The following is a 19,827-nucleotide window of genomic DNA, read 5'->3' as shown; positions in this document are numbered from 1 at the left end:
ACCGAAAGAGGGCCCCCGAAGGGGCCCTCTTTCGGTCGGACTGACGTTAGGCCGCGGTGACCGGATTGGTGGCCGCCTTCTCGGCTTCTCCGACGCCGATGTACTCGGCCATCAGCACGTGCATCGTGCGGCGCGTGTCGCGAGTGTTCGGGACCGCGTTAGTGACCTTGCCGTCCTTGCTGACCTTGGTGACGAGCACGGCGTTGTCAGCCCAGAGCGGGTTGTCGAACGCGAAGAAGTCGACCTCGACCTCGACCTCGTCCTTACCCTCGCCCTTCTTGACCTTGACCTTGTTGTTCAATCCGTCCAGCAGGTTGAGGCTGAGTTTCTTGTCGTAGAAGGTGCGCGCGAGGCGGACGTAGCCGTGGATGGCGATCGCCCATGCCGCCAGCGACCCCGAGCGGTACTTCTGCCGGTCGGTGTAGCTGGAGACCGGACGAAGTTCGGGCCGCAGGTCGGCCAACTTCTTCCAGTACCCAACGAACCAGCTGACAACCTTGTCGATATCCGCCTCGGGGATATCGGCCCAGGCATCCTCGAACGCCACCGCCAGGGTGTTGAACGCCACCAGCCGCGGGTTCTTCTTCGCCAGCGTGTTGCTGACGGTCTCGACGTTTTTTTCGGTCAGCAGGGGCGACTGCTGGATGACGGCCCGGGCGATCTTTTGGCCGGTGTTGCGCTGGGCCAGGTACTTGGAGCGGGTGGCATCAGCCTTGTCGCCCTCCTGGTTCATCCAGTAGAAGATCTCGTTCTCGGTCTCGGCGGGCACGGTCCAGATCCGGACCGAGAACTTCCGGTTCAGGTCGAAGGTGGAGCCCTTCGCGGCCGAACCCGCCGCTTCGACGATGGACAGAATCCGGTGAACCGAATCCGGGGCGGTGGCCCTGCCGTCCTCGATCACGAACTGGCCCGCGGTCTCGTCGTAGTAGACGTTCGATTCTTCCGGCCGGAAGTTCAACGTCAGCTGCCCGAAGACCGCCTTGTTCTCGATCAGGTCGCGGGCCCACCGGTCAACCTTGGCGTTCTTCAGCACCTGCTTCTTCGTGACCGAGTTCTTCCCCCGCTGGCGGTCCGGGTCGACCTCAAGCAGGTCATGCTCCACCATCCACCGAATGTCCCCGGCCGTGACCACGCCGTCGTAGACGACGTGGTCGAGGTCGTGGCTCTCGATGACGGGCTCAATAATCATGCGTTTCACTTGGTACTTCTCCTAAATATAGTGTTCATCGTGCGCCACAGGTACGTGGCTTCGGTCGCTTACCGGCTGCGGTACGTCGCCGATAGAAGCCGATGGTACGTCGGAATTACGTGGCTGTCAAAAAGGTTCTGGCGACCAAAATCTCCACGTACCGCCAGGGCGTCCCCCGACAACGCCGTCGGCCGACGCCTCGGCCCTGCCGAACGCCGGCGCAGATGAGCAACGCGATCGGCACCGCACTCCCGTCCGGCCGAGGCGACAGCTTCTTCTACAGGGTGGTGGTGGTAATGACGGCCATTTCGTTAGAAGGTACTTTGCCGGTTCACGGACAACCCCGAGTCAACACCTTCCATCATCCTGAGAAGCTGTTCGCGACCGAGGACGATGACTCGCCGTAACCGGCGGTCATAGAGCCGACGATGCCGCGACCAGCGCGGCATCGCCCGCCAGGACACCGTCGATCACCTCCAGCAAGCGTGCCGCTGCGTGCCCGACGGCGAAGCGCTGCGTGTAATGCTTTGCTGCGGTGGCACCGTGGCGGGCCGCCCGGGCGGGGTCAGCAAGTTCGTCGAAAGTGGCTGCCAGCCCGGCGATGTCGTCGACGCCCACCGGGGGACACCCTGGTGGCTGGTATTCAAGCAGGCCGCCGACGCTCGACACGATCGGAGTCACGCCCAGCTGCATCGAGAGCACCTGGACCCCGCTCTGCGAGGCGCGACGGTAGTGGGCGACCGAACCCTTGGCCCGGCCCAGGGTGCCCACGACTTCGCTGTACCGATACCGTCCCGAGCGCCAGTGGGTGTGGGGCGGTAGGCGTCCGCTATCCACCGACCCATCGCCGATGAGCACCAAATTGTCACCGCGCCAACCGGACCCGTCGACGTGGCGTTGCCAGGCCCGCAGCACCACGTCCAGGTTCTTGTACGGGTTCAGCCGGCCCACCATGACGAAATCGCGCCGGGCCTCGGCCGCGACGGGCGCCGGAACCAGCGCCGGGTCCAGGTCACTGGTCAACGGCGCGACATGCACGGGGGTGCCAGCCACATCCCGGCGATCGGCGACGCGTGCGGCAACGTAGTCGCTGTAGGTGACGGTGGCCGCCGAGCGGGCACCCCAGCGGTCGAATACTGCGAGTTCGTAGGACGGTCGCTGTTCGGCGGCGTCATGGGGACGGTCGTCGTGTATCAGCTGAATCCGGGGTGCGCTGCCGGCCAACGCGATCCAGCGCGGGTCGCGCACCAACTCGGTGACCACGACGTCGGGTCGGTAGGCGCGGACGCGGCGCCAAGCGGCGAAGCTGTCCGGCCAGGTGGCCGCCGTGCGGAACCGTGGGTCGAGCACGAGTTCGTAGTCACGGGCGGTGTCGGATTCCGGGTGCTGGTCGGAGGTCACCAGCAGCACCTCGGCCCCGAGGCGGCGCATCACCTCGGCCTGCACGCGCGCGAGCGGCCGCAGCCATGGCGAAAGCCAGAGCACCCGCACCATGGTTATCCGTTTCCGCTGGGGCCGTAATCTACCCACCAGCGGCCCTCGAATTGGGGGTAGGCGCGGCGTACCTCACCGAACAGGTCCGGCAGGGTCAGCAGCACGCGGTCGGGGTCTGCGCTGGTCAACTGCTCGGGGGAGATGATCGGGATGTCGGTGCCCGGAATCCTGCGGCCCTGTTTGCCCGGCGAGGCGTCGGCGATCCCCGCCAACAGCTGCCGGTCCACCTTTGCGATGTTCAGCAAGGCGGGCACCCGCGAGCCGGCGCCGTAGCCGTAAACCGTGCGGTTGGTATCCGCCTGCAGCACAAGCCAATCGCGCAGCTGCGCGGCGTGGCTGTCGACGGCACGCTGCAGGCGCTGCAGCACGAGCGCATCGGTCACGCCGAAATGGCTCTCCCGGGACAAGATCTCCCGCACGCGCTCGTCGGGCTCCACGTGGCCGTGTACGGCAGCTACCAGAATGGTTCCGGCGTACAGATCGAACTCCCATGCGGTGGCCACACTCATCCCCACGGCGGCAAGTAGATTGACCAGCGCCGTCAACGAGTAGTAGGCGAAGTGGCCGTGGCGCAAGGCAGTCCACTGTCCTTCGCTCACCATCGTCATCAAGGACGGGAATTGAATCAGCAACACGCCGTCGGGCGCGGTGACCTTCGCGCGCTGCTCGAAACCAGACCGCTGATGCGGGTCGTGGGTGATGCCGAAACAGTCGAGCACCACGTCGGCGACTTCTCCAGCTCCGATGGCTTCGGAAAACCCGCGTTCGGCAAGTAAGGGTAACCACGTCCCGCCGTGCGGGCTACCGAACTCGCGAACCGTGTTCCCACGCAGCCAACCTGCTTCGGCGACTTGCCGTACGGCGTCGGCGGCCTGATCCCGCAGCGCTTGCGGTTCGATGCCGCGCGGCTCCTCGGTCACCGTGTCGTCGTCGGCCAGTTGTGCCAGGCCGCAACCAATGCAGAGATCCATCGCCAACGGATGCGCCGATTCCTCGGGGCTGATCGGATCGCTCGCGAACGGAAAGTGGTCGGCCGCGGGCGCTTTCCCCAGATCGAGCACCCGGTGCAACTCGATGCCGCCGCAGCCCCGGCAGCCGCGGGCGGTCATCAACGGACCGCCGCAGTCGTCTTGGCCTTGCGTGCCATATGCAGGGTCGGCAGGGGATAGACGATCTGACCGCCCCACTCGGTGACGTAGCTGAGTTGCTCGGTGAGCTCGGATTCCAGGTTCCAGGGCAGCACCAGCACCACGTCCGGTCGGTCGCGGGCGATGACCTCCGGGTCGTGAATCGGGATGCGGGTGCCGGGTGTGAAATGCCCATGCTTATAGGGATTCCGGTCTACCGTGTACTCGAGGAGGTCGCTGCGGATCCCGCAGTAGTTGAGCAAGGTATTGCCCTTGCCGGGGGCGCCGTAACCGACGACGCGCTTTCCCTCGGCCTTGCATTTGAGCAGGAAGCGCAGCAGATCATGGCGCGCCTGCTCGGTTCGCTGGCGCAGCTTCAGGTAGCCCTCCGGACGGTGTAGGCCGGCCGCCTCTTCGATGCGAAGGATGTTGGTCACTCGCGCCGACGGTGCGCCGGCCACCTCGATCGGGCGGGCCCAGACGCGGATCGATCCGCCGTGGGTGGACAGCAACTCCACGTCGACGACGGCCAGGCCCGCGCTGGCAAGGGCGTTGATCGCCGAGTAGACGGTGTAGTACTGGAAGTGCTCGTGGTAGATCGTGTCGAATTGCCCGAGGCTGACCAGGTTCAGGGCGTGGTGCACTTCGATGCTCAACCAGCCGTCGTCAGCGAGCAGACCGCGCAGCGACTGGGTAAAGCCGCGCAGGTCGGGTATGTGTGCGTATACGTTGTTGGCCACCACCAGGTTCGCCGGGCCGTGCTCGGTGCGCACCCGCTGTGCCACCTGCTGGTCGAGGAACTCCGAGACGGTCGGCACTCCCCGATCGGCCGCTGCCGCACCGACATTCAGTGACGGTTCGATTCCCAGGCAGGGAATCCCCCTGGCCACCGCGTGTTGCAGGAGGTAGCCGTCGTTGCTGGCGACTTCCACCACGAACGAGTCGGTTCCCAGCCCGAGCCGCTTCGCCGCCTGCTCGACGAAGGTCTCCGCATGCTGGACCCAACTGTCGGAATACGAGGAATAGTAGGCGTATTCGGTGAATGTTTCCTCGGGTGTGATCAGCGCGGGTATCTGCAGCAGCAGGCAGTCCTCGCACAGCCGCAGGTGCAGCGGGTAAGTGGGCTCGGGCAGGTCGAGTTCCGCGGCGGCGAGAATTTTCTCGCAGGGTGGTGTGGCGCCCAGGTCCAAGACGCTGAGCATGCGGTCCGAGTCGCATAAGCGGCAGATCATGTGGTTCTCGATTCGTCGTTGGGTGGGAAGGGTTGGGTTCGCGAGGCTGTGCGGTGGTGTCACATCACCGCGCCGATCGCGTCGAGATACGCGTCGGTCATGGCCGTGACCGTGTAATGCTTTTGCATCCGCTCGAACCCGCGGCGTCCGATCTCGGGCAGCCCGTCGGGTTCGGCCAGGATTTCGGCCAACCGGCTCCGCCAGGCCGCCACCGAGACCGGTTCGACTACAAACCCGCAGTTGCCGAAATCCAGCATCTCCGGGACGGCGCAGATGCCCGATGCGGCAACCGGCACGCCACGCGCCATGGCTTCCAGGATCACCAGCGGGAAGGCCTCCGAACGGCTTGGCACACAGAGCAGATCGGCGTCGGCCAGAGCCGGGCCGGGGCCGTGTGACCAGCCGTGCCACTGAACTCGATCGCGCAGCGACTGCGGGGTGCGGGCTTCGAGCTTCGCGCGGTCCGGTCCGTCACCGAAAATCGAGAGCCGCCAGGGCAGATCGGTCAGACCGGCCAACGCATCGATCAGCAGGTCGGGATTCTTGTGCTCGACGATGCGGGACAACATCACCAGGTGCGGTGGCGCTCCGGCAACCCGCACGCGTTGTGGCGGTTCATCACTACAGGCGACGCCATTGGGCGCCACGAAGGGTTGCCCGCTCAGCCGGTGATGCGGAGTCAGCATCTCCCAATGCCGTTGCGCTAGCACGATGAAGCCGTCCGCCCGGCGCATGGCTGTGGTCAGCGGACGTGAATAGATTGGCCCGTCCTCGGCAGGCGGCACATGTGGGGCAACCAGCCAGCGCCGGTCTGCAGATGCCGCTCGCCACAGCGTGGCGAACCCGGTCTCGGTGTTGGTGTCGCCGCTGATCAGCACGGCCGGTCCGGCGGGTAGATCTACCATGGGTGCCCACCACGGCTGACGCACCACCCGCACGCTGTGTGGAATCTCCTTGATCAACGGCCCGAACCGCTGCATGCACACGATGGTGACGGGGTAACCGCGACGGTCCAGTTCCGCCGCCAACAGCGCCTTCTGCCGTTCCGCGCCCCCGTAGACCAGACGATTGGTGGTAATCACGATCGGTGGTTTGTCGGTGCGACGCGCTTCGATGGCGCGGTTGCGCACCGCGCGTTTGGATCGCTGCACGCGGTCCAACAGGGCGGTGCCCGCCAGGTAGGCATCGGCGTGGTGCACGCTGTCGCGGCGTTCCAGCAGCAGAGCAATGTTGGCGCGCAGCAGATCCCGGTTGCGGAACCGTTCGACAGTGGAGACCTCTGCGCCGTGCACCGAGACCGGATCACCGGCGCTCTGAGGGGGCGTCGGGTTGCCGTGGTCGACGTCGAGTTCGTCGGCCAGCAGAATGCGCCAACCGGCCGCGGTAGCCCGTTCCTGCCAATCGGTTTCCTCACCGTAGAGAAAAAACTCCTCGTCGAAACCGCCGATCTGATTCCACGCCTCGCGGTTGATGGCCAGACAGATTCCGGCCACGTACCCGTCGATGCTTTCGGATTCGGCTGGCTGCCTGCGATACAGGTGTGAGATCGGCGTTCCCCGCAGGCGGTCGGAGTAGCCGGCGGCGGCCACCAGCGCGCGAGTCAGGGTGCGGCGACGCGTAGCGATGTCCCACCGTTGCGGACCGGGCGCCCCGATGTCCTGGATCAGCGGTGACACGGCGGCCACACCGGGCCGGTGCAGCAGTCGCCGGGTCCGCGTCAGCGGCCCCTTCAGCCGCGTATCGGCGTTGAGCAGCAGCAGGTCCGTATCGGCGGGGGTGTGTGCCACCAAAGCGTTGAACGCTCCGCCGAAGCCCAGGTTCACCGGCCCCAGCACCCAATGCACATCCGGGTGACGGGCGGCCAGCTCCTCCCGTCCGGGGTACGTATCGCCGCTGTTCTCGTAGACGTAGACCGGCAGTTCGGGCGCGTATTCGGCGAGACTGGCCAGGCACTGCTCCACCAGGTCGTGGCTCTTGTAGGTCACGATCAGCGCCGACAGCGGACGCTCAAGGCCCAGCGGAACCGGCTCTGCCGTCGGCGGTTTCAGATACGCGCGATCCAACTCGGTTGTCATGGCAACACCTGTCTTCCGAACAGTGAAGTCAACATCGACCATTTGACCGGGCCGATCACCATGTTGACGGCCAGATACGTTGTCGCCGCGGCGGCCAGCACGAGCACGACCTGGGCACCCGTCAACAGCAACACCACCCCGGCACAGGCTGCCGTTGGCACCAGCAACCACAGCAGGAACTTCGCCGGGGTGCGGTAACCGCAGCGGCTGCCCAGTCGCCAGCTCGCCAGCGCCATACCGAACAGCTCGGTGCACACTAGGGCGATGCCGGCCCCGACGGCACCGAACCGACTGTCCAGAGCCAGATTCAGCACGACGTTGACGACCAACGTGGCCACGAACAATCGGAAGAAGAACCGCTGTTCGTGGCTGGCGAACAGGCCTTGCCCCAGGGTTCCGGTGACGAACCGCAGGGACGCTGCGATGAGGAGCAGCGCCAATGTCGGTGCGCCGCGAGTCACGAAGTCGCTGTCGCCGAACAAGTCGATAAGTGGTGCGGCCAGCATCGAGCCGACCACGGCAACCGGGAGGGCGATAAAGAACATCAATTCCACACTGCGGCGCAAGAATCCGACGTAGGCATCGATATCGCGGGAATAGAGCGCGGTGGCCGTGGACAGCGTCGACTTCTGGAAGAACACCGACAGCGCCTCAGTATTGAATGCGATGGTGTAGGCCAACCCGTAAACGCCCACTTCGGCGTGGGGGCTCAGCAGCGATAGGATCACGCCGTCGGCGCGCCAATAAAGGATCCCCAGCACCGCGACGCCCATGAGCGGAAGGCTTTCCCGCAACAGGTGCATGGACTCGCTCGCCGAGAAGACCGGACGCAGCTTGATGTGCCGTGCCGCGGCCGCGCCCTGGATTAGCAACTGCACTGCGGGTGGGATCAGTTGTGCGACCGCGAACCAGATCACGTCTTCGCGCGTTGCCACCAGCCAGCTGACCATGGCCAGGGTGCCCAGCCGGCCGGCGACATCGGAGATGGCCACCGCGGCGAAGCGGACAGTGGATAAGAATACCGGCTCGAACCGGGTTCGCATCGTCAGCATCAGCAGCTGGCCGGACAACACCACCAACATCACGCGAACGTCAACGTCGCGATAGATGAGCCACCCGGTGGCGGCCGCGATGACCGCCAGTGGGACGCAATACACAAGGGAAAGACCACTATTGACCCGGACCAGCCGCTCCAGCTCGCCACGCCCAGAGGTCACGCGCCGTACGATCACGGTGCTGATACCGAGATCGGTCATGCTGGTCCACATGCCGATGAAGGCCACCGCCACCATGAGCTGGCCGTAGCGGCCCGGTCCCAGGTAGCGGGCGGTCATCGCCACCGACACCACCGAAGCCAGCATCCCCAGTGCACGGCAAATCAATTGGATCGAGAAGGCGTGCGCGATCCGCGCTTGCGGTACTTCAGCCGCTGGCGCAGGCGCTGCCGAGGACTGCGGGGCCTGGGAGATCCCGGCCACCGCAGCATCCCCAGCAGCCTCGGTCACGGTGCCGCCCTTCATCTAGTACGCCCCGTCACTGGCCAACACCGCTTTGAGGGTGCGGGCGATGATCACGAGATCGCCTGCCATGGACCAGTTGTCGACGTAGGACAGGTCGAGGCGGACCGAGTCCTCCCAGGACAGGTCGGATCGGCCGCTCACCTGCCACAGGCCGGTGACCCCCGGCTTGACCAGCAGCCGCCGCTTGACCTCACCGTCATAGTTCTCCACTTCCCGCCGCAGGGGCGGTCGCGGGCCCACCACACTCATGTCCCGCTTGAGTACGTTGATGAACTGCGGTAGCTCGTCGATGCTGTAACGGCGCAGGATGCGGCCGACCGGTGTGACCCGAGGGTCCCGGTGAATCTTGAACAGCATCCCGGCGCCCTGGTTCAACGGCAATAGGCTTTCGATTTGCTGATCGGCGTTTTCGACCATGGTGCGGAACTTCAGCATGGTGAACGGTTGACCGTCCAAACCGATCCGCTCGGCGCGATAGAAGATCGGTCCCTTGCTGGTCATCCTGATTGCTGCGGCGGCGGCGAGGAGGAGCGGCGCCGTTACGACGAGGGCGAACAGAGCGAAGCAGAAGTCGAAGGCACGCTTCTGAATACGTTGGGTGCCTTCGTATTGCGGCTTGTCGACGTGGAGCAGCGGAAAACCCGCAATGGGCCGCATGGTCAACCGGGCGCCGGCCACGTCCATGACGCCCGGTGACACCACCAAATCGACATCGAGGGTCTCGAGTTGCCACATCAACTCACGGATCCCGTGGACGCCGAAGTGTTCGGTACGCGTCACCGCGACGGTGTCGGCGCCGCACTCCTCTAGTGCCGCCACCGCGCTGGTTTCGTCACCGAGGATCGGGATCTCGCGGTCCTGAACGGTGAGGCTCTCGCCGCGCCGCGGCCCGTACCCCGGGATGCACACGCCGACGACGACATACCCGTCTTTCGGGCTGCGGATCAGCTCATACGCCAGGTGAGCGACTCCGGATCGGTCCCCGATGGCCAGGACCATCGTCTGGTAATGGCCCTGTGCACGCCGGTGCCACACGTACTTTCGCCACAGGTTGCGGCTGGCCAGCAGGCCCAGGGTGCCCACCGGAAGGGCAACGGCGAGGTAGCCACGGGCAAGCTCGATCTTGGCGAGCAGGGTGACCATCGCGATGATGCCGAACACGGAGAACGATGCGCTGGCGATGCGTCGGTACTCGTCGATGCCGGCGCCGATGATGCGGGGCGAACGAGTGTGGAACACCGATATCGACGACAGCCACAGCACCGCGAACAGGCAGGAGAACAGCGTCATCACTGGCCCCGGATAGCCGGACATATTAGGGGAGTCGCCAAATCGGACCAATTGCGCAAGCATGATTGCCGCACAGACGATTATCGAGTCGGTGATCCGTAGCCGTGCGGAGTACCTCTGCTGCCAGCGTGGAATGGTGCCGCTGCCCGGACTGCGGACGACGGGTGACAGGCTGGTGTGGGCGTGCAGTGTGGCTGTCATGCTGGCCGCTCCCTCGCTCATGCGGACGCCGCTTCCCTTGCAGTGCCGGAGGTTTCGACATGAGTCCGGATGCCCGCGCCGGTGTAATAGGCGCCGGGGTAACAGATCAGCTGTGCGCGTGCCGCGCGCACCAGCGCCAGGGGACCCTGCAACAGGTAGCGCCGGGCCAATCGGCGTGGTTCGCGGGTCAGCCGGTAAAACCACTCCAGTCCGATCCGCTGCATCCAGCGTGGCGCCCGGCGGGTCATGCCGGCGAGAAAATCGATGGCGCCGCCCGACGGCAGGAAGACTCGTGCGCCCGTCGCATGCCCGTACCGGTCGACCCACAACTCTTGGCGCGGCTTGCCCAGGCTCACCACGAGGATGTCGGTGCGCGCCGCGTGGATCGCCGAACACAATGCGTCAGAACGGGATTCGACATCGTCCGGGGGAGGCGCCCACATTCCCGAGACGGTCAGCGCTGGATAGTGCTCCTCGAGGTGCCGGGACAGCAGCTGATGGGTTCGGCTACTGCCGCCGAAGAATCCGACCCGCTGGCGGTTCGCCTCGGCCAGTGCCAATACCGCTGGAAGCAGATCGGCTCCGGTAACCCGAGGCCATGGCTTGGAGGTCAGCAGTTGACCCCGCCATGCGATCGGCATCCCGTCGGCCAGCAGCAGCCATTCCAGCATGCCGCTGGGAGCGGCACCCGCCGTTCGGAAGTGGTGCAGGTGATCGAGGTTGACCGATCCCACCGCCAAACCGCGATCCGAACCGGAACGGAGGTGGGAATCGATCAGCGCTAACACCTCTTCGGTGTCACACCGCTCGACGATGCTGCCGCTGACGACCATGCGTACGGCGGCTGCAGGCAGCGTGTCGTGGGCCATGTCGATTCACCCGAGACGTTCTTCGCTGCTGCTGGTCATGATGCCTCGCCCCTCAAAAGCGGCCAGCTGGCGTCCTTTTCGGAGATCACTGTGACCGGAAGCGGCCACTCGATGCCGAACATCGGCTCATTCCAGCGGAAGTTTTCTTCACTGCCCGGTTGGTAGGGGCCGCTGATCTGATAGAGGATCTCGGTGTCGTCGGTCAGTGTCTGAAAGCCGTGCGCCACATAGGGCGGCAAGAACAGGGCGCGGCGGTTGTCGGCACTGAGCTCGACCATCACGTGCTTGCCGTATGTCGGTGATTCCGGCCGGACGTCCACGGCAACGTCGGCAATGGCACCGCGGATGCAGCGCACCAGCTTGGCCTCGGCGTGTGGTGGTACCTGGCGGTGCAGGCCGCGCACCGTGCCGCGGGTTTGGTTGAAGCAAATGCTGGTCTGTGCGACCTCGGGAATCAGCCCATGCTGGGCGAATTCCGCGGCGCAGAAAATCCGGCTGAAAAACCCGCGGTGGTCCCGGTGCGGCTCGATGTCGATGATCGTCACGCCCGCGACCTGCGTGGGTGTGTATTTCATGCGGATCCCCCTGTTATCCCCTCTTGTGATTCGCATTCGACTGCGATTGGACGTTGCGCTACGGGCTTGAGTCGCAAGCGATCTGACTCAGCACTACTTTTTCCAGCACAAAAGCCTCGGCGTACCGCGACCTGCTCTGCACCCCCGGACCCGCATCAGGCCCAAGAACGTCTCTTCGTCGAACCAGTCCCGTCCGGTCTGAGACGGGTAGCACTGCTCAAGGAGCCGTGCCTTGCGGTGAGCCGCCTCGTCCGGGATCGGCACGTACAGTGTGGGATTCGGCAAATCCGACTCCCACTTGAGAATCTCGTAGCCCAGCACCAGATGCGCGCGAAACTCCGTCGGGATGAGCTTGCCGAGTAAGCGATGGTCCTGGTGGTAGTCGTCGCGCTGGGGGCCGATCACCAGGTCGGGTTCACAACCACGACGAAATTCGGCGAGTTGTCGCTTGACCGCGCCCCAATGCTCGGGCAGGCGCCCGTCGGGTAGATCAGCCACCGTCAACCGAACGTCCGCCTGCGGGAAGAACGCCGCGAAGGCGCCTTTTTCCTCGATCTCGCGTTCGGTTCCGGCGCCGGTCAGCACCAGCGCGTGGATGACGACATCGGAACGTTCGCCCGCGACCTGCGCCAGCGTCGCGCCGGCGCCGATGAGGATGTCGTCACAGTGAGCACCAATGACGGCGACCGACTGGATGTCGTCGCCGAAGATCAGCGGGTTCATGCCGACTGCGCGGTTTGCTGTGCCGCTTCCCAGGCCGCCCACGGGCGGATGCCCCGGTTGTAGTCGGCGTCGAGTTCGGCGCGCTCCTTGAATGTGTCGGCCGGCTTCCAGAAGCCGTGGTGCTCGTAGCCCAGGAGCCGTCCGGTACCGGCCAGCGCCATGCAGGCATCGCCGACCAGGTCGCCGTTTTCCGGGATCAGGTCGATGACGTCCTGGCGCAGCACGAAGTAACCGCCGTTGACCCAGATGGGGAACTTGGCGATCGGGGCGATCTCTTTGATATCGCCGTCGGACCCTACGTCGACGCAGTGAAACGAGGACTGCGGCGGCACCACAAGCATTGACGCTGCGGCGCCGCTGGCGTGGAACCGCTCGATCATGGTGTCCAGCGGCGCGTCCGTCAGTACGTCCGCGTAGTTCGCCAGGAAGTATTCGTCGTCACCGAGGTACTTGCGCACTCGGCGCAGCCGCTCGCCAATGGGCGATTCCAGGCCGGTGTCGACGAAGGTGACGGTCCAGTCGGACATGTCGGAGTCCAGCAACTCGACTTCGCCACCCCTCATGACGAAGTCGTTGGACTCGGTCTCGCGGTAGTTGACGAAGAACTCCTTGACCAGAGCCTGGCCGTAGCCAAGGCAGAGGATGAACTCCTTGTGCCCGTAATGCGCGTAGTAGCGCATCACATGCCACAGCAGCGGTCGCGGGCCGACCATCTGCAGCGGTTTGGGTACCAGGTCGCCATCGGCGCTGCGCATCCGCATGCCGTATCCGCCACAAAACAGTACGACCTTCATTGCAAGCCCCCCTTTAGGCCGAACACAATTTGTCGATTCCCCCTGGACGAACCGCCGATCAGCGGTTCTCCCTAGCCGCCGGTTGAACTAAAACTCAACCTTTGCCCACCATCCATTATACGTACCTACCGTATGTAAGCAAGCGCAAATCATGACTTTGAGTATGGCCAGTGCATGGAACGCGGTCGTTGCGGCATTTTGGGCCGACCGCGTGTTGCAGCGATCGCCGGCGGCGTTGATTGGTTGCATGCCAAGCGCTGCCAACCACGCGCCTCGCGTTGGACATTGCGAACCCGAGCGGTGCCATCGGCCCAGCTCAGACCGTGCCGTATCCGGCCGATGGCGGCTGGGCCATCACTGTCGGAACCAAGCCGTAGCGAGGGCCCGGGCCAGGGCCCTGACTCGCCACGCCGCGCGGCATTCCGCCCACCAAGCCGGGTGGCAAACCAGCCACGCCGTTGGCGCCCGCGCCGCCCGGCAGCGCGGAACTGATGCCGGTGAGGTGGGCGGTGGGGATCACGCTGGTCCAACTCGCCGGGACCGACAGCGAACCCAAGCTGGCCGCTTGGCCCATGGCGCCGAGTACACCCGCGCCGGCCGCCTCGGCGCCACTGGCCGCTGCACCGGCGGCCGCCTCGGCGGCGCCGACGGCAGCCTCGGCAGCCTGCTGAGCAGCGGTTGCCGCCATGCCCTGCATGGTCTGAGCGATGCTTAACAGGCTGCTCAGGGCAAACAGCGGCATGGTGGCGATGTTCATGTAGTTCGCCATGTCCCCGGAGGACGAACCGAACGGGATCGCGGTCGTCGCCGCAGTGGGTGCGCCGGTCAGCGAGGCCGGTGTCGACATGTCCCGCAGCGCCGTGGGCAGCGAGTTGACCAGCGAAGCCAGCTTTGACTGCGTTGCCGCGGCCTCGCCGGTGGCTTGCGACACCGCTGCGGCCTGCGCGGCTGTGCCCGCGGGATTGGTGACCTGGGGCGGCGCCTGGAACGGCGTCAGCGCCGAGGCCGACGCGGAACCCGCTGCATAGCCGTACATCGCCGCGGCATCCTGGGCCCACATCTCGCTGTAGTGGGCCTCGATCGCAGCGATCGCGGGCGAGTTCTGACCGAAGAAGTTCGTTGCCACCATCGTCGCCAGCAAAACCCTGTTGGCAGCGACCACACCGGGTGGCACCGTCATAGCGTATGCCGCTTCATAGGCGGCGACGGCGGCCCTGGCCTGGTCTGCGGCTTCCTCGGCCTGGGTGGCCGTGGCGCTCATCCAGACCGCGTAAGGCGTGGCCGCCGACACCGCGGAAATCGCCGCCGGTCCGAGCCACGGCCCGCTGGTCAGGCCGGCGATCACGGCGTCATAAGCAGAGGCCGCCGCTCGCAGTTCGGTAGCCAACCCGTCCCACGCGAAGGACGCACTCAGCAGCGGGCCGGCGCCCGCGCCGCTGTACATCCGCGCAGAGTTGATCTCTGGTGGTAATGCGCCGAAATCCATTGCACGCTCCGCCCGTCAGCCGGCCGTAGCCGCGTTGGCGGCTTCGGTGGCGGCATAGGACCCCGCGCTGACGCGCATTACCTCGACGAACATCTCGTGGATTGCCGCGGCTTGAGCGCTGACGGCCTGATAGAGCTGGCCATGAGCCGCGAACTGCATTGCGGTGAGCGCGGATACTTCGTCCGCGGCGGCCGGCGCAACGGCCGTCGTCGGAATTGCCGCTGCGGCGCCTTCGGTGCTGACCGAAATGCCGATGCCCTGCAAAGTGTTGGCCGACGTAGCCAAGGCTTCTGGCTGAGTGATGACAAACGACATGGAGCCTCCCCCTACCCGAACGACTGCCTGTCGGGTGCTGCGGTCCCAACTTGAGCCCGGGGTGGAAGCTTCAGACCCGTTGAAGCCCCCGCCAATCCCACGCCCAAACCGCAACTCCCCTTGATAGGCCACTATACATACTTTTAGAACGATGCCAAGTGCTGAGAGCGACATGGAGTATTTTTGAGGACCTGGATGCGGTCAGATTGGCGTGGAGAGTCCCAGGTTGGGTCTTGGCTTGATAACCTCACAGGTGGCGCACAAATAGTGCGTCGGACACAACGGTGACTGCTTTACCACCTGACGAACCGGCCACCTGTGAGGAAGGCATCGCGATGGTGAAGGTGATCGCTCGAAGAAACGGTCGTTGCCTCGAGGCGCGATCCGACGATCCCCGCGGGTCATATGTCGACTGAAACGACGGACGGACGAGCAGACACCACCCGGCAACAGATTCTGCGGGCCGCAGCACATCAATTTGCGCGCCGCGCCTACCACGACGTCGGACTGGACGACATTCTTGCCGAAGCCACGTTGACCAAAGGCGCGATGTACTTCCACTTCCGCTCCAAGCACGCGCTGGCGGTAGCGATCATCGAGCAACACAGGGAAGAAGGACGAGCAGCCGTCGAGGATCTCTTGGCGCGTCAGCTCTCAGGGCTGGAGACCTTGATCGACTTCTGCTACCTGGCTGCGGTGCGAGAGATCAGTCAGGACGTGGCCCGAGCGGCGTCCCACCTCATCGAATCGGTCGGCCGAACCGAAGGGCTGCAGGCCCAGCTGTTGGGTGGCTGGACGGACATGCTGGCCGATGTGGTGAAGCGCGCGATCGCTGAGGGCGACGTCGTAGAAGGATGGGACCCGCGCGACATCGGGCGGCTCATCGTCTCGATGTACATGGGGCTGCGGCAGACCAGCGACCTGGATGACCCGCAGCGGTACCTGCTGGACCTCGAGAAGAACTGCATGCTGGTGCTGGCGGGCATCCTGCAACCCGATCGACTCGACTACTTCAAGCAGTTCATCAGGCGGCGCACCACCTTGGCGGTCAATTCGCTGGCAGCCACGGCTACCGCCGGCTGAGCGATGTGATGCGGCGTTTGGCACGCACGATCGAAAACCCGGTAAGAGTGGCTGCTAATCTTGACCGGCTGACCAGGAAGAACGATTCACGGCGCTCCGGACTTAACCGGTTCGACATCATTGTGGAGGTGCGGGAGAGCGATGGCGCGCCAGGTGCGGTCCGAGGTAACCCGACGGAAGATTCTCGACGCCGCGATTGATGTTTTCGGTGAGGTGGGATACGCGGCCGCTGGCTGGGGCACGATCATCGAGCGGACCGGCATGACCAAAGGTGCGCTCTACCACCACTTCGATTCCAAAGAAGCGCTCGCTTCCGACATCATCGACGAGGGCGCCGAGGTGCTCGTCGGCGCCTTTCGCAGCGTGTGCGGCTCAGCGTCGCCCGCCCTCGAGAACATGATTCACGGGACCTTCGCCATCGCCCAGGTGCTGACGTCGGACAAGACCGCTCGCGCGGCCGAGCAGTTGATTGCCGCACTGGCCGGATTCAACGACGCGGCCTCTCGCTGCTGCGCAGCCTGGATCTCGGAGATGACCGTGCAGGCCAGTCGCGCCATCGCGGAGGGCGATCTGCGCGAGGACATCGACGCCGAACGGCTCAGCGAGTCGATCGTGGGGGCGATGTTCGGGTCGCGATTGCTTTCGATCTCGATGTCGCGCATCCGCAGCGGCGAAGGCATTATCGAGGAGCTCAACGAGCGGCTGAGTCAGCTGTGGATGCTGCTGCTGCCGGGCATCGCGGCCGAGACGTCGCTGCCGTACTTCCGGCAGTTTCTGGCGCGTGAGGTTCTTCGCCACTCCCGATCCGCCGCGCCGGCGGCTGCCGCTGCCGGACCAGCGGAAAGCTAGCTACTAGGCACTGACGGCGCGGCGACGGCGGTCCTTGACGATCCGGGCCGGAACGCCGCCGACGTCGACGTCGTCGGGCACCGGTTTGGTGACGACGGCTCCCGCATAAATGCCCACGCGGCTTCCCACATCGACGCCGAGCACCATGGCGCCCGGGAAAATGAAGACGTCGTCGCCGATGGTGGGGTACTCGCCGGGACGGCCCTCGCCGATGGTCACCCCTTGGTGTATCCGGCAGTTCGCGCCGATTCGGGCCCGGTGATGGACGTGGACCCAACCGACGTGCGCGACGGACAGGCCGGGCCCGAATGCGTTGAGCGGTATGCCGAATCCGAGTCGCTCACCCAGGAATTTGAGCCGCAGTCGCAGGTACGCGGCCACGAAGCGACCGGCCGGCGTTCGCGCGGTGTTCGTCCAGTACTCCGTCTTGCGCAGCATCCGCTGGAAGTAGGGGGCGCGATGCATGATCCGGTAGCGATGCCGCCATCGGTCTAAGCCTTGAGCATGCAAGTCAGCAGCGAGGTACGACTCCAAGTCGTTGCGAGTCCTGATCACCCGTAAAACCATACAACAAGTATTAAAACTAGCCTATACCAATACTTGTGGTTCGCGGGAATTCATAGGAAGTGGAGTCGGACGAAACCTGCTCGCGGAGTCGATAGGTCTCGTCGGCGCCTCCGGATGAGACCTGGTACCCGCCACGGCGGCACATTAAACATTCAAAGCCGGTGAGAATGATCACCGCGCTATCGGGGCCCTAATACCGGCCTCAGCGCTCTTCTTCCCAAAGTTGTTCGGTCAGATCCTGAAACGCGGCGAGGGCGAACTTGTCGTCAGCGCGCATGACGGCGGACCTACTCATCAACGCTCGGACCACCGATCCGTCCTTGTGGGCCAACTCGACGACCATGTTTGCCAGAGCGTGCACGAAGGACAGCAGCGAGGATTCCTCTTCCGGTGCCTGGTGGAAGATTTCGTGAAACCGCAGCGCAAGAACCTCTTCGGGGTCGCAGCCCACCATTTGAGCGAACGCCGAATTGGTGAACAGGATGCTGCCGTCGTCCGCGATCGCGAGGACCGGAACCGGTATTCGCTCGAGGACCACCAGCGCGGGCAGTTGCTTCAAGGTGGTCATCGGCGACTGGGCTGGTTGCCGATTCCGTCTTCGTTCCACAGCCCGATTATGGCCTATCACCGAAATTACGCGAACACGCTCGCGTTCAACGCGTTCCGCTCACTCGGCTTCGGGGCCGGATGCTCGCCTCGTTCGCGTCACTGCGTTCCGCTCACTCGGCTTCGGGGTTGGATGCTCGCCTCGTTCGCGTCACTGTGTTCCGCTCACTCGGCTTCGGGGTTGGATGCTCGCCTCGTTCGCGTCACTGTGTTCCGCTCACTCGGCTTCGGGGTTGGATGCTCGCCTCGTTCGCGTCACTGTGTTCCGCTCACTCGGCTTCGGGGGCCTGATAGCGCGGGAACACTCCCACCGGAGCCGGCAACGCCGTACCGGGCGCCAGCCGCGCCGCAACGGCGGCGAACGTCCGCTGATCCGCGCCCTGCCCAAGCAGATCGAGCAACTTGCCGGCGGATTCCGGCATCACCGGTTGCACCAGCAACGCTGCGATGCGGACCACCTCGCACGTCACGTAGAGGGTGGTCCGGAACCTGTCCTGGTCGTCTTGCGACTCGCTCTTGCGCAGCACCCAGGGCTGCTGCGCCGAGAAATACTTGTTCGCGTCGCCGAGCATCAGCCAGATCGCCTCGAGCGCCAGATGCATCGCCTGGACGTCGAAGTGTCCGCGTACTCGTTCCAGCAAGCCGTCGGCGGTCGCCAGCAACTCGCTGTCGGCGTCGATGAACTCCCCGGGTTCGGGCACCACCCCGTCCAGGTTCTTGGCCACCATCGACAACGACCGCTGGGCCAGGTTCCCGAGCTCGTTGGCCAGGTCGGTGTTGACCCGGGTGATGATCGACTCGTCGCTGTAGGCGCCGTCCTGTCCGAACGGGATCTCCCGCAGCAGGAAGTAGCGCACCTGATCCGCACCGAACGTGTCGACCAGGGCCACCGGGTCGACGATGTTGCCCACCGACTTGCTCATCTTCTCACCACGGTTGTGCAGGAAGCCGTGCGCGAAAACCCTTCGCGGCAAATCGATTCCGGCCGACATCAGAAACGCCGGCCAATACACGGCGTGGAAACGGATGATGTCCTTGCCGATCATGTGCAGATCGGCCGGCCAGTACCTGGTGTACAACTGCGAGCCGGTGTCGGGAAATCCCGCACCGGTCAGATAGTTGGTCAGCGCGTCGACCCAGACGTACATGATGTGGTCGGGGTGCCCGGGCACCTGCACGCCCCAGTCGAACGACGTGCGCGAAATGGAAAGGTTGTCCAGCCCACCCGAAACGAAGCTGATGACCTCGTTGCGGCGGGTCTCCGGCGCGATGAACTCGGGGTTGTCCCGATAGTGCGCCAACAGCTTGTCGGCATACTCCGACAGCCGGAAGAAGTAGGTCTGCTCCTCGGTCCACGTCACCGGAGTGCCGGTCTCGACCGCGATCCGGGACCCGTCCTCGAGCAGCTGGGTCTCCGACTCGACGAAGAACCGCTCGTCCCGCACGGAGTACCACCCGGCGTAGTTGTCCAGATAGATATCGCCAGCGGCCTCCATGCGACGCCAGATCTCCTGCGACGCCGCGTGATGATCGGCGTCGGTGGTGCGGATGAACCGATCGAAGGAGATGTTGAGCTTCTCCTGCATGCGTTGGAACACATCGGAGTTGCTCCGCGCCAGCTGCGCGGTCGGGATCCCGGCGGCGGCCGCGGCCTGCGCAACCTTGAGCCCATGTTCGTCGGTTCCCGTCAGGAACCGCACGTCGAACCCGTCGAGTCGTTTGAATCGCGCGATCGCATCGGTGGCGATGTATTCGTACGCGTGACCCATGTGCGGTGCGCCGTTGGGATAGGCGATCGCGGTGGTCACGTAATAGGGCGCCGGTGGACTCAT

At 64.9% G+C, this 19,827-nt stretch carries 19 protein-coding genes; 3 read left to right on the top strand and 16 right to left on the bottom strand.

Going from position 1 to position 19,827, the window contains the following annotated elements; translation table 11 throughout:
* Positions 1-46: 46 nt before the first annotated feature.
* Positions 47-1,189: a DNA sulfur modification protein DndB gene (locus BN972_RS24525; RefSeq protein WP_036364185.1), complete on the bottom strand. Its 1,143-nt coding sequence runs from the start codon at positions 1,187-1,189 to the stop codon at positions 47-49.
* Between the two features lie 224 nt (positions 1,190-1,413).
* Between BN972_RS24525 and BN972_RS24520 the strand changes: the two genes are divergently transcribed.
* Positions 1,414-1,596, top strand: a complete 183-nt coding sequence (locus BN972_RS24520; RefSeq protein ID WP_036364183.1) for a hypothetical protein — start codon at positions 1,414-1,416, stop codon at positions 1,594-1,596.
* 7 nt (positions 1,597-1,603) lie between these two features.
* Here BN972_RS24520 and BN972_RS24515 read toward each other — a convergent pair whose 3' ends face one another.
* The 12 genes from BN972_RS24515 to BN972_RS24460 form a co-directional block, all read right to left on the bottom strand.
* Positions 1,604-2,674 carry a glycosyltransferase family 4 protein gene (locus tag BN972_RS24515; RefSeq protein ID WP_200869771.1) on the bottom strand — a complete coding sequence of 357 codons (1,071 nt, stop codon included), beginning with the start codon at positions 2,672-2,674 and terminating at the stop codon, positions 1,604-1,606.
* An 11-nt stretch (positions 2,675-2,685) separates the two neighbouring features.
* The gene (locus BN972_RS24510) at positions 2,686-3,792 is read right to left on the bottom strand and encodes a class I SAM-dependent methyltransferase (protein WP_036364181.1); all 1,107 of its coding nucleotides are present in this window, start codon (positions 3,790-3,792) and stop codon (positions 2,686-2,688) included.
* Positions 3,792-5,042, bottom strand: coding sequence for a class I SAM-dependent methyltransferase (locus tag BN972_RS24505; protein ID WP_036364178.1), 1,251 nt, complete (start codon positions 5,040-5,042; stop codon positions 3,792-3,794). Before BN972_RS24505 ends, BN972_RS24510 begins: the two co-directional genes overlap by 1 nt.
* Positions 5,043-5,101: 59 nt before the next feature.
* Complete coding sequence (locus tag BN972_RS24500; RefSeq protein WP_036364175.1) at positions 5,102-7,117, bottom strand: glycosyltransferase; 2,016 nt, start codon at positions 7,115-7,117, stop codon at positions 5,102-5,104.
* The gene (locus tag BN972_RS24495) at positions 7,114-8,586 is read right to left on the bottom strand and encodes a flippase (protein ID WP_036365751.1); all 1,473 of its coding nucleotides are present in this window, start codon (positions 8,584-8,586) and stop codon (positions 7,114-7,116) included. Before BN972_RS24495 ends, BN972_RS24500 begins: the two co-directional genes overlap by 4 nt.
* A 51-nt stretch (positions 8,587-8,637) precedes the next feature.
* A complete protein-coding gene (locus BN972_RS24490; protein ID WP_036365748.1) occupies positions 8,638-10,128 on the bottom strand; it encodes a sugar transferase in 1,491 nt (496 codons plus the stop codon).
* 17 nt (positions 10,129-10,145) lie between these two features.
* Positions 10,146-10,997 (bottom strand): WecB/TagA/CpsF family glycosyltransferase, encoded by an 852-nt coding sequence (locus BN972_RS24485; RefSeq protein ID WP_235192578.1) that lies wholly within the window; start codon positions 10,995-10,997, stop codon positions 10,146-10,148.
* A 35-nt stretch (positions 10,998-11,032) separates the two neighbouring features.
* Positions 11,033-11,572, bottom strand: a complete 540-nt coding sequence (gene rfbC / locus BN972_RS24480) for a dTDP-4-dehydrorhamnose 3,5-epimerase (protein WP_036364172.1) — start codon at positions 11,570-11,572, stop codon at positions 11,033-11,035.
* Positions 11,573-11,665: 93 nt separating this feature from the next.
* Complete coding sequence (locus BN972_RS24475; protein WP_315968811.1) at positions 11,666-12,295, bottom strand: PIG-L deacetylase family protein; 630 nt, start codon at positions 12,293-12,295, stop codon at positions 11,666-11,668.
* Positions 12,292-13,089 carry a glycosyltransferase family protein gene (locus BN972_RS24470; protein WP_036364169.1) on the bottom strand — a complete coding sequence of 266 codons (798 nt, stop codon included), beginning with the start codon at positions 13,087-13,089 and terminating at the stop codon, positions 12,292-12,294. The genes BN972_RS24475 and BN972_RS24470 overlap by 4 nt, the downstream gene beginning before the upstream one ends.
* A gap of 316 nt (positions 13,090-13,405) precedes the next feature.
* The gene (locus BN972_RS24465; RefSeq protein ID WP_036364167.1) at positions 13,406-14,575 is read right to left on the bottom strand and encodes a PPE family protein; all 1,170 of its coding nucleotides are present in this window, start codon (positions 14,573-14,575) and stop codon (positions 13,406-13,408) included.
* A 15-nt stretch (positions 14,576-14,590) separates the two neighbouring features.
* The gene (locus BN972_RS24460; RefSeq protein WP_036364164.1) at positions 14,591-14,890 is read right to left on the bottom strand and encodes a PE family protein; all 300 of its coding nucleotides are present in this window, start codon (positions 14,888-14,890) and stop codon (positions 14,591-14,593) included.
* Between the two features lie 405 nt (positions 14,891-15,295).
* On the opposite strand from BN972_RS24460, the gene BN972_RS24455 reads away from it, so the two are divergent.
* Positions 15,296-15,973, top strand: a complete 678-nt coding sequence (locus tag BN972_RS24455) for a TetR/AcrR family transcriptional regulator (RefSeq protein WP_036364162.1) — start codon at positions 15,296-15,298, stop codon at positions 15,971-15,973.
* A gap of 141 nt (positions 15,974-16,114) precedes the next feature.
* Entirely contained in the window at positions 16,115-16,822 is a 708-nt protein-coding gene (locus BN972_RS24450; protein WP_036364159.1) for a TetR/AcrR family transcriptional regulator, read from the top strand.
* Positions 16,823-16,825: 3 nt separating this feature from the next.
* Here the strand turns inward: BN972_RS24450 and BN972_RS24445 are convergent, their stop codons facing one another.
* The 3 genes from BN972_RS24445 to metG all read right to left on the bottom strand — a co-directional run bounded on the left by BN972_RS24445 (position 16,826) and on the right by metG (position 19,827).
* Positions 16,826-17,377, bottom strand: a complete 552-nt coding sequence (locus BN972_RS24445) for a DapH/DapD/GlmU-related protein (RefSeq protein ID WP_036365743.1) — start codon at positions 17,375-17,377, stop codon at positions 16,826-16,828.
* A 214-nt stretch (positions 17,378-17,591) separates the two neighbouring features.
* Positions 17,592-17,957 (bottom strand): PAS domain-containing protein, encoded by a 366-nt coding sequence (locus BN972_RS24440; RefSeq protein ID WP_051545788.1) that lies wholly within the window; start codon positions 17,955-17,957, stop codon positions 17,592-17,594.
* Positions 17,958-18,264: 307 nt separating this feature from the next.
* Positions 18,265-19,827: a methionine--tRNA ligase gene (gene metG / locus BN972_RS24435; protein ID WP_036364153.1), complete on the bottom strand. Its 1,563-nt coding sequence runs from the start codon at positions 19,825-19,827 to the stop codon at positions 18,265-18,267.

Origin of the sequence: Mycobacterium asiaticum DSM 44297 (assembly GCF_000613245.1) — a bacterium.
In the GTDB taxonomy this organism is placed as follows: domain Bacteria; phylum Actinomycetota; class Actinomycetes; order Mycobacteriales; family Mycobacteriaceae; genus Mycobacterium; species Mycobacterium asiaticum.
Note: the sequence above shows the minus strand (reverse complement) of the source record. Positions and strands in the feature narration are given on the sequence as shown.

Excerpts from the sequence above, each read along its gene's own strand:
- BN972_RS24525 (WP_036364185.1), bottom strand. The coding sequence starts at position 1,189 with ATGATTATTGAGCCCGTCATCGAGAGCCACGACCTCGACCACGTCGTC.
- BN972_RS24520 (WP_036364183.1), top strand. The coding sequence starts at position 1,414 with ATGAGCAACGCGATCGGCACCGCACTCCCGTCCGGCCGAGGCGACAGC.
- BN972_RS24510 (WP_036364181.1), bottom strand. The coding sequence starts at position 3,792 with ATGACCGCCCGCGGCTGCCGGGGCTGCGGCGGCATCGAGTTGCACCGG.
- BN972_RS24505 (WP_036364178.1), bottom strand. The coding sequence starts at position 5,042 with ATGATCTGCCGCTTATGCGACTCGGACCGCATGCTCAGCGTCTTGGAC.
- BN972_RS24500 (WP_036364175.1), bottom strand. The coding sequence starts at position 7,117 with ATGACAACCGAGTTGGATCGCGCGTATCTGAAACCGCCGACGGCAGAG.
- BN972_RS24490 (WP_036365748.1), bottom strand. The coding sequence starts at position 10,128 with ATGACAGCCACACTGCACGCCCACACCAGCCTGTCACCCGTCGTCCGC.
- BN972_RS24485 (WP_235192578.1), bottom strand. The coding sequence starts at position 10,997 with ATGGCCCACGACACGCTGCCTGCAGCCGCCGTACGCATGGTCGTCAGC.
- rfbC (WP_036364172.1), bottom strand. The coding sequence starts at position 11,572 with ATGAAATACACACCCACGCAGGTCGCGGGCGTGACGATCATCGACATC.
- BN972_RS24475 (WP_315968811.1), bottom strand. The coding sequence starts at position 12,295 with ATGAACCCGCTGATCTTCGGCGACGACATCCAGTCGGTCGCCGTCATT.
- BN972_RS24470 (WP_036364169.1), bottom strand. The coding sequence starts at position 13,089 with ATGAAGGTCGTACTGTTTTGTGGCGGATACGGCATGCGGATGCGCAGC.
- BN972_RS24465 (WP_036364167.1), bottom strand. The coding sequence starts at position 14,575 with ATGGATTTCGGCGCATTACCACCAGAGATCAACTCTGCGCGGATGTAC.
- BN972_RS24460 (WP_036364164.1), bottom strand. The coding sequence starts at position 14,890 with ATGTCGTTTGTCATCACTCAGCCAGAAGCCTTGGCTACGTCGGCCAAC.
- BN972_RS24455 (WP_036364162.1), top strand. The coding sequence starts at position 15,296 with ATGTCGACTGAAACGACGGACGGACGAGCAGACACCACCCGGCAACAG.
- BN972_RS24450 (WP_036364159.1), top strand. The coding sequence starts at position 16,115 with ATGGCGCGCCAGGTGCGGTCCGAGGTAACCCGACGGAAGATTCTCGAC.
- BN972_RS24440 (WP_051545788.1), bottom strand. The coding sequence starts at position 17,957 with ATGACCACCTTGAAGCAACTGCCCGCGCTGGTGGTCCTCGAGCGAATA.
- metG (WP_036364153.1), bottom strand. The coding sequence starts at position 19,827 with ATGAGTCCACCGGCGCCCTATTACGTGACCACCGCGATCGCCTATCCC.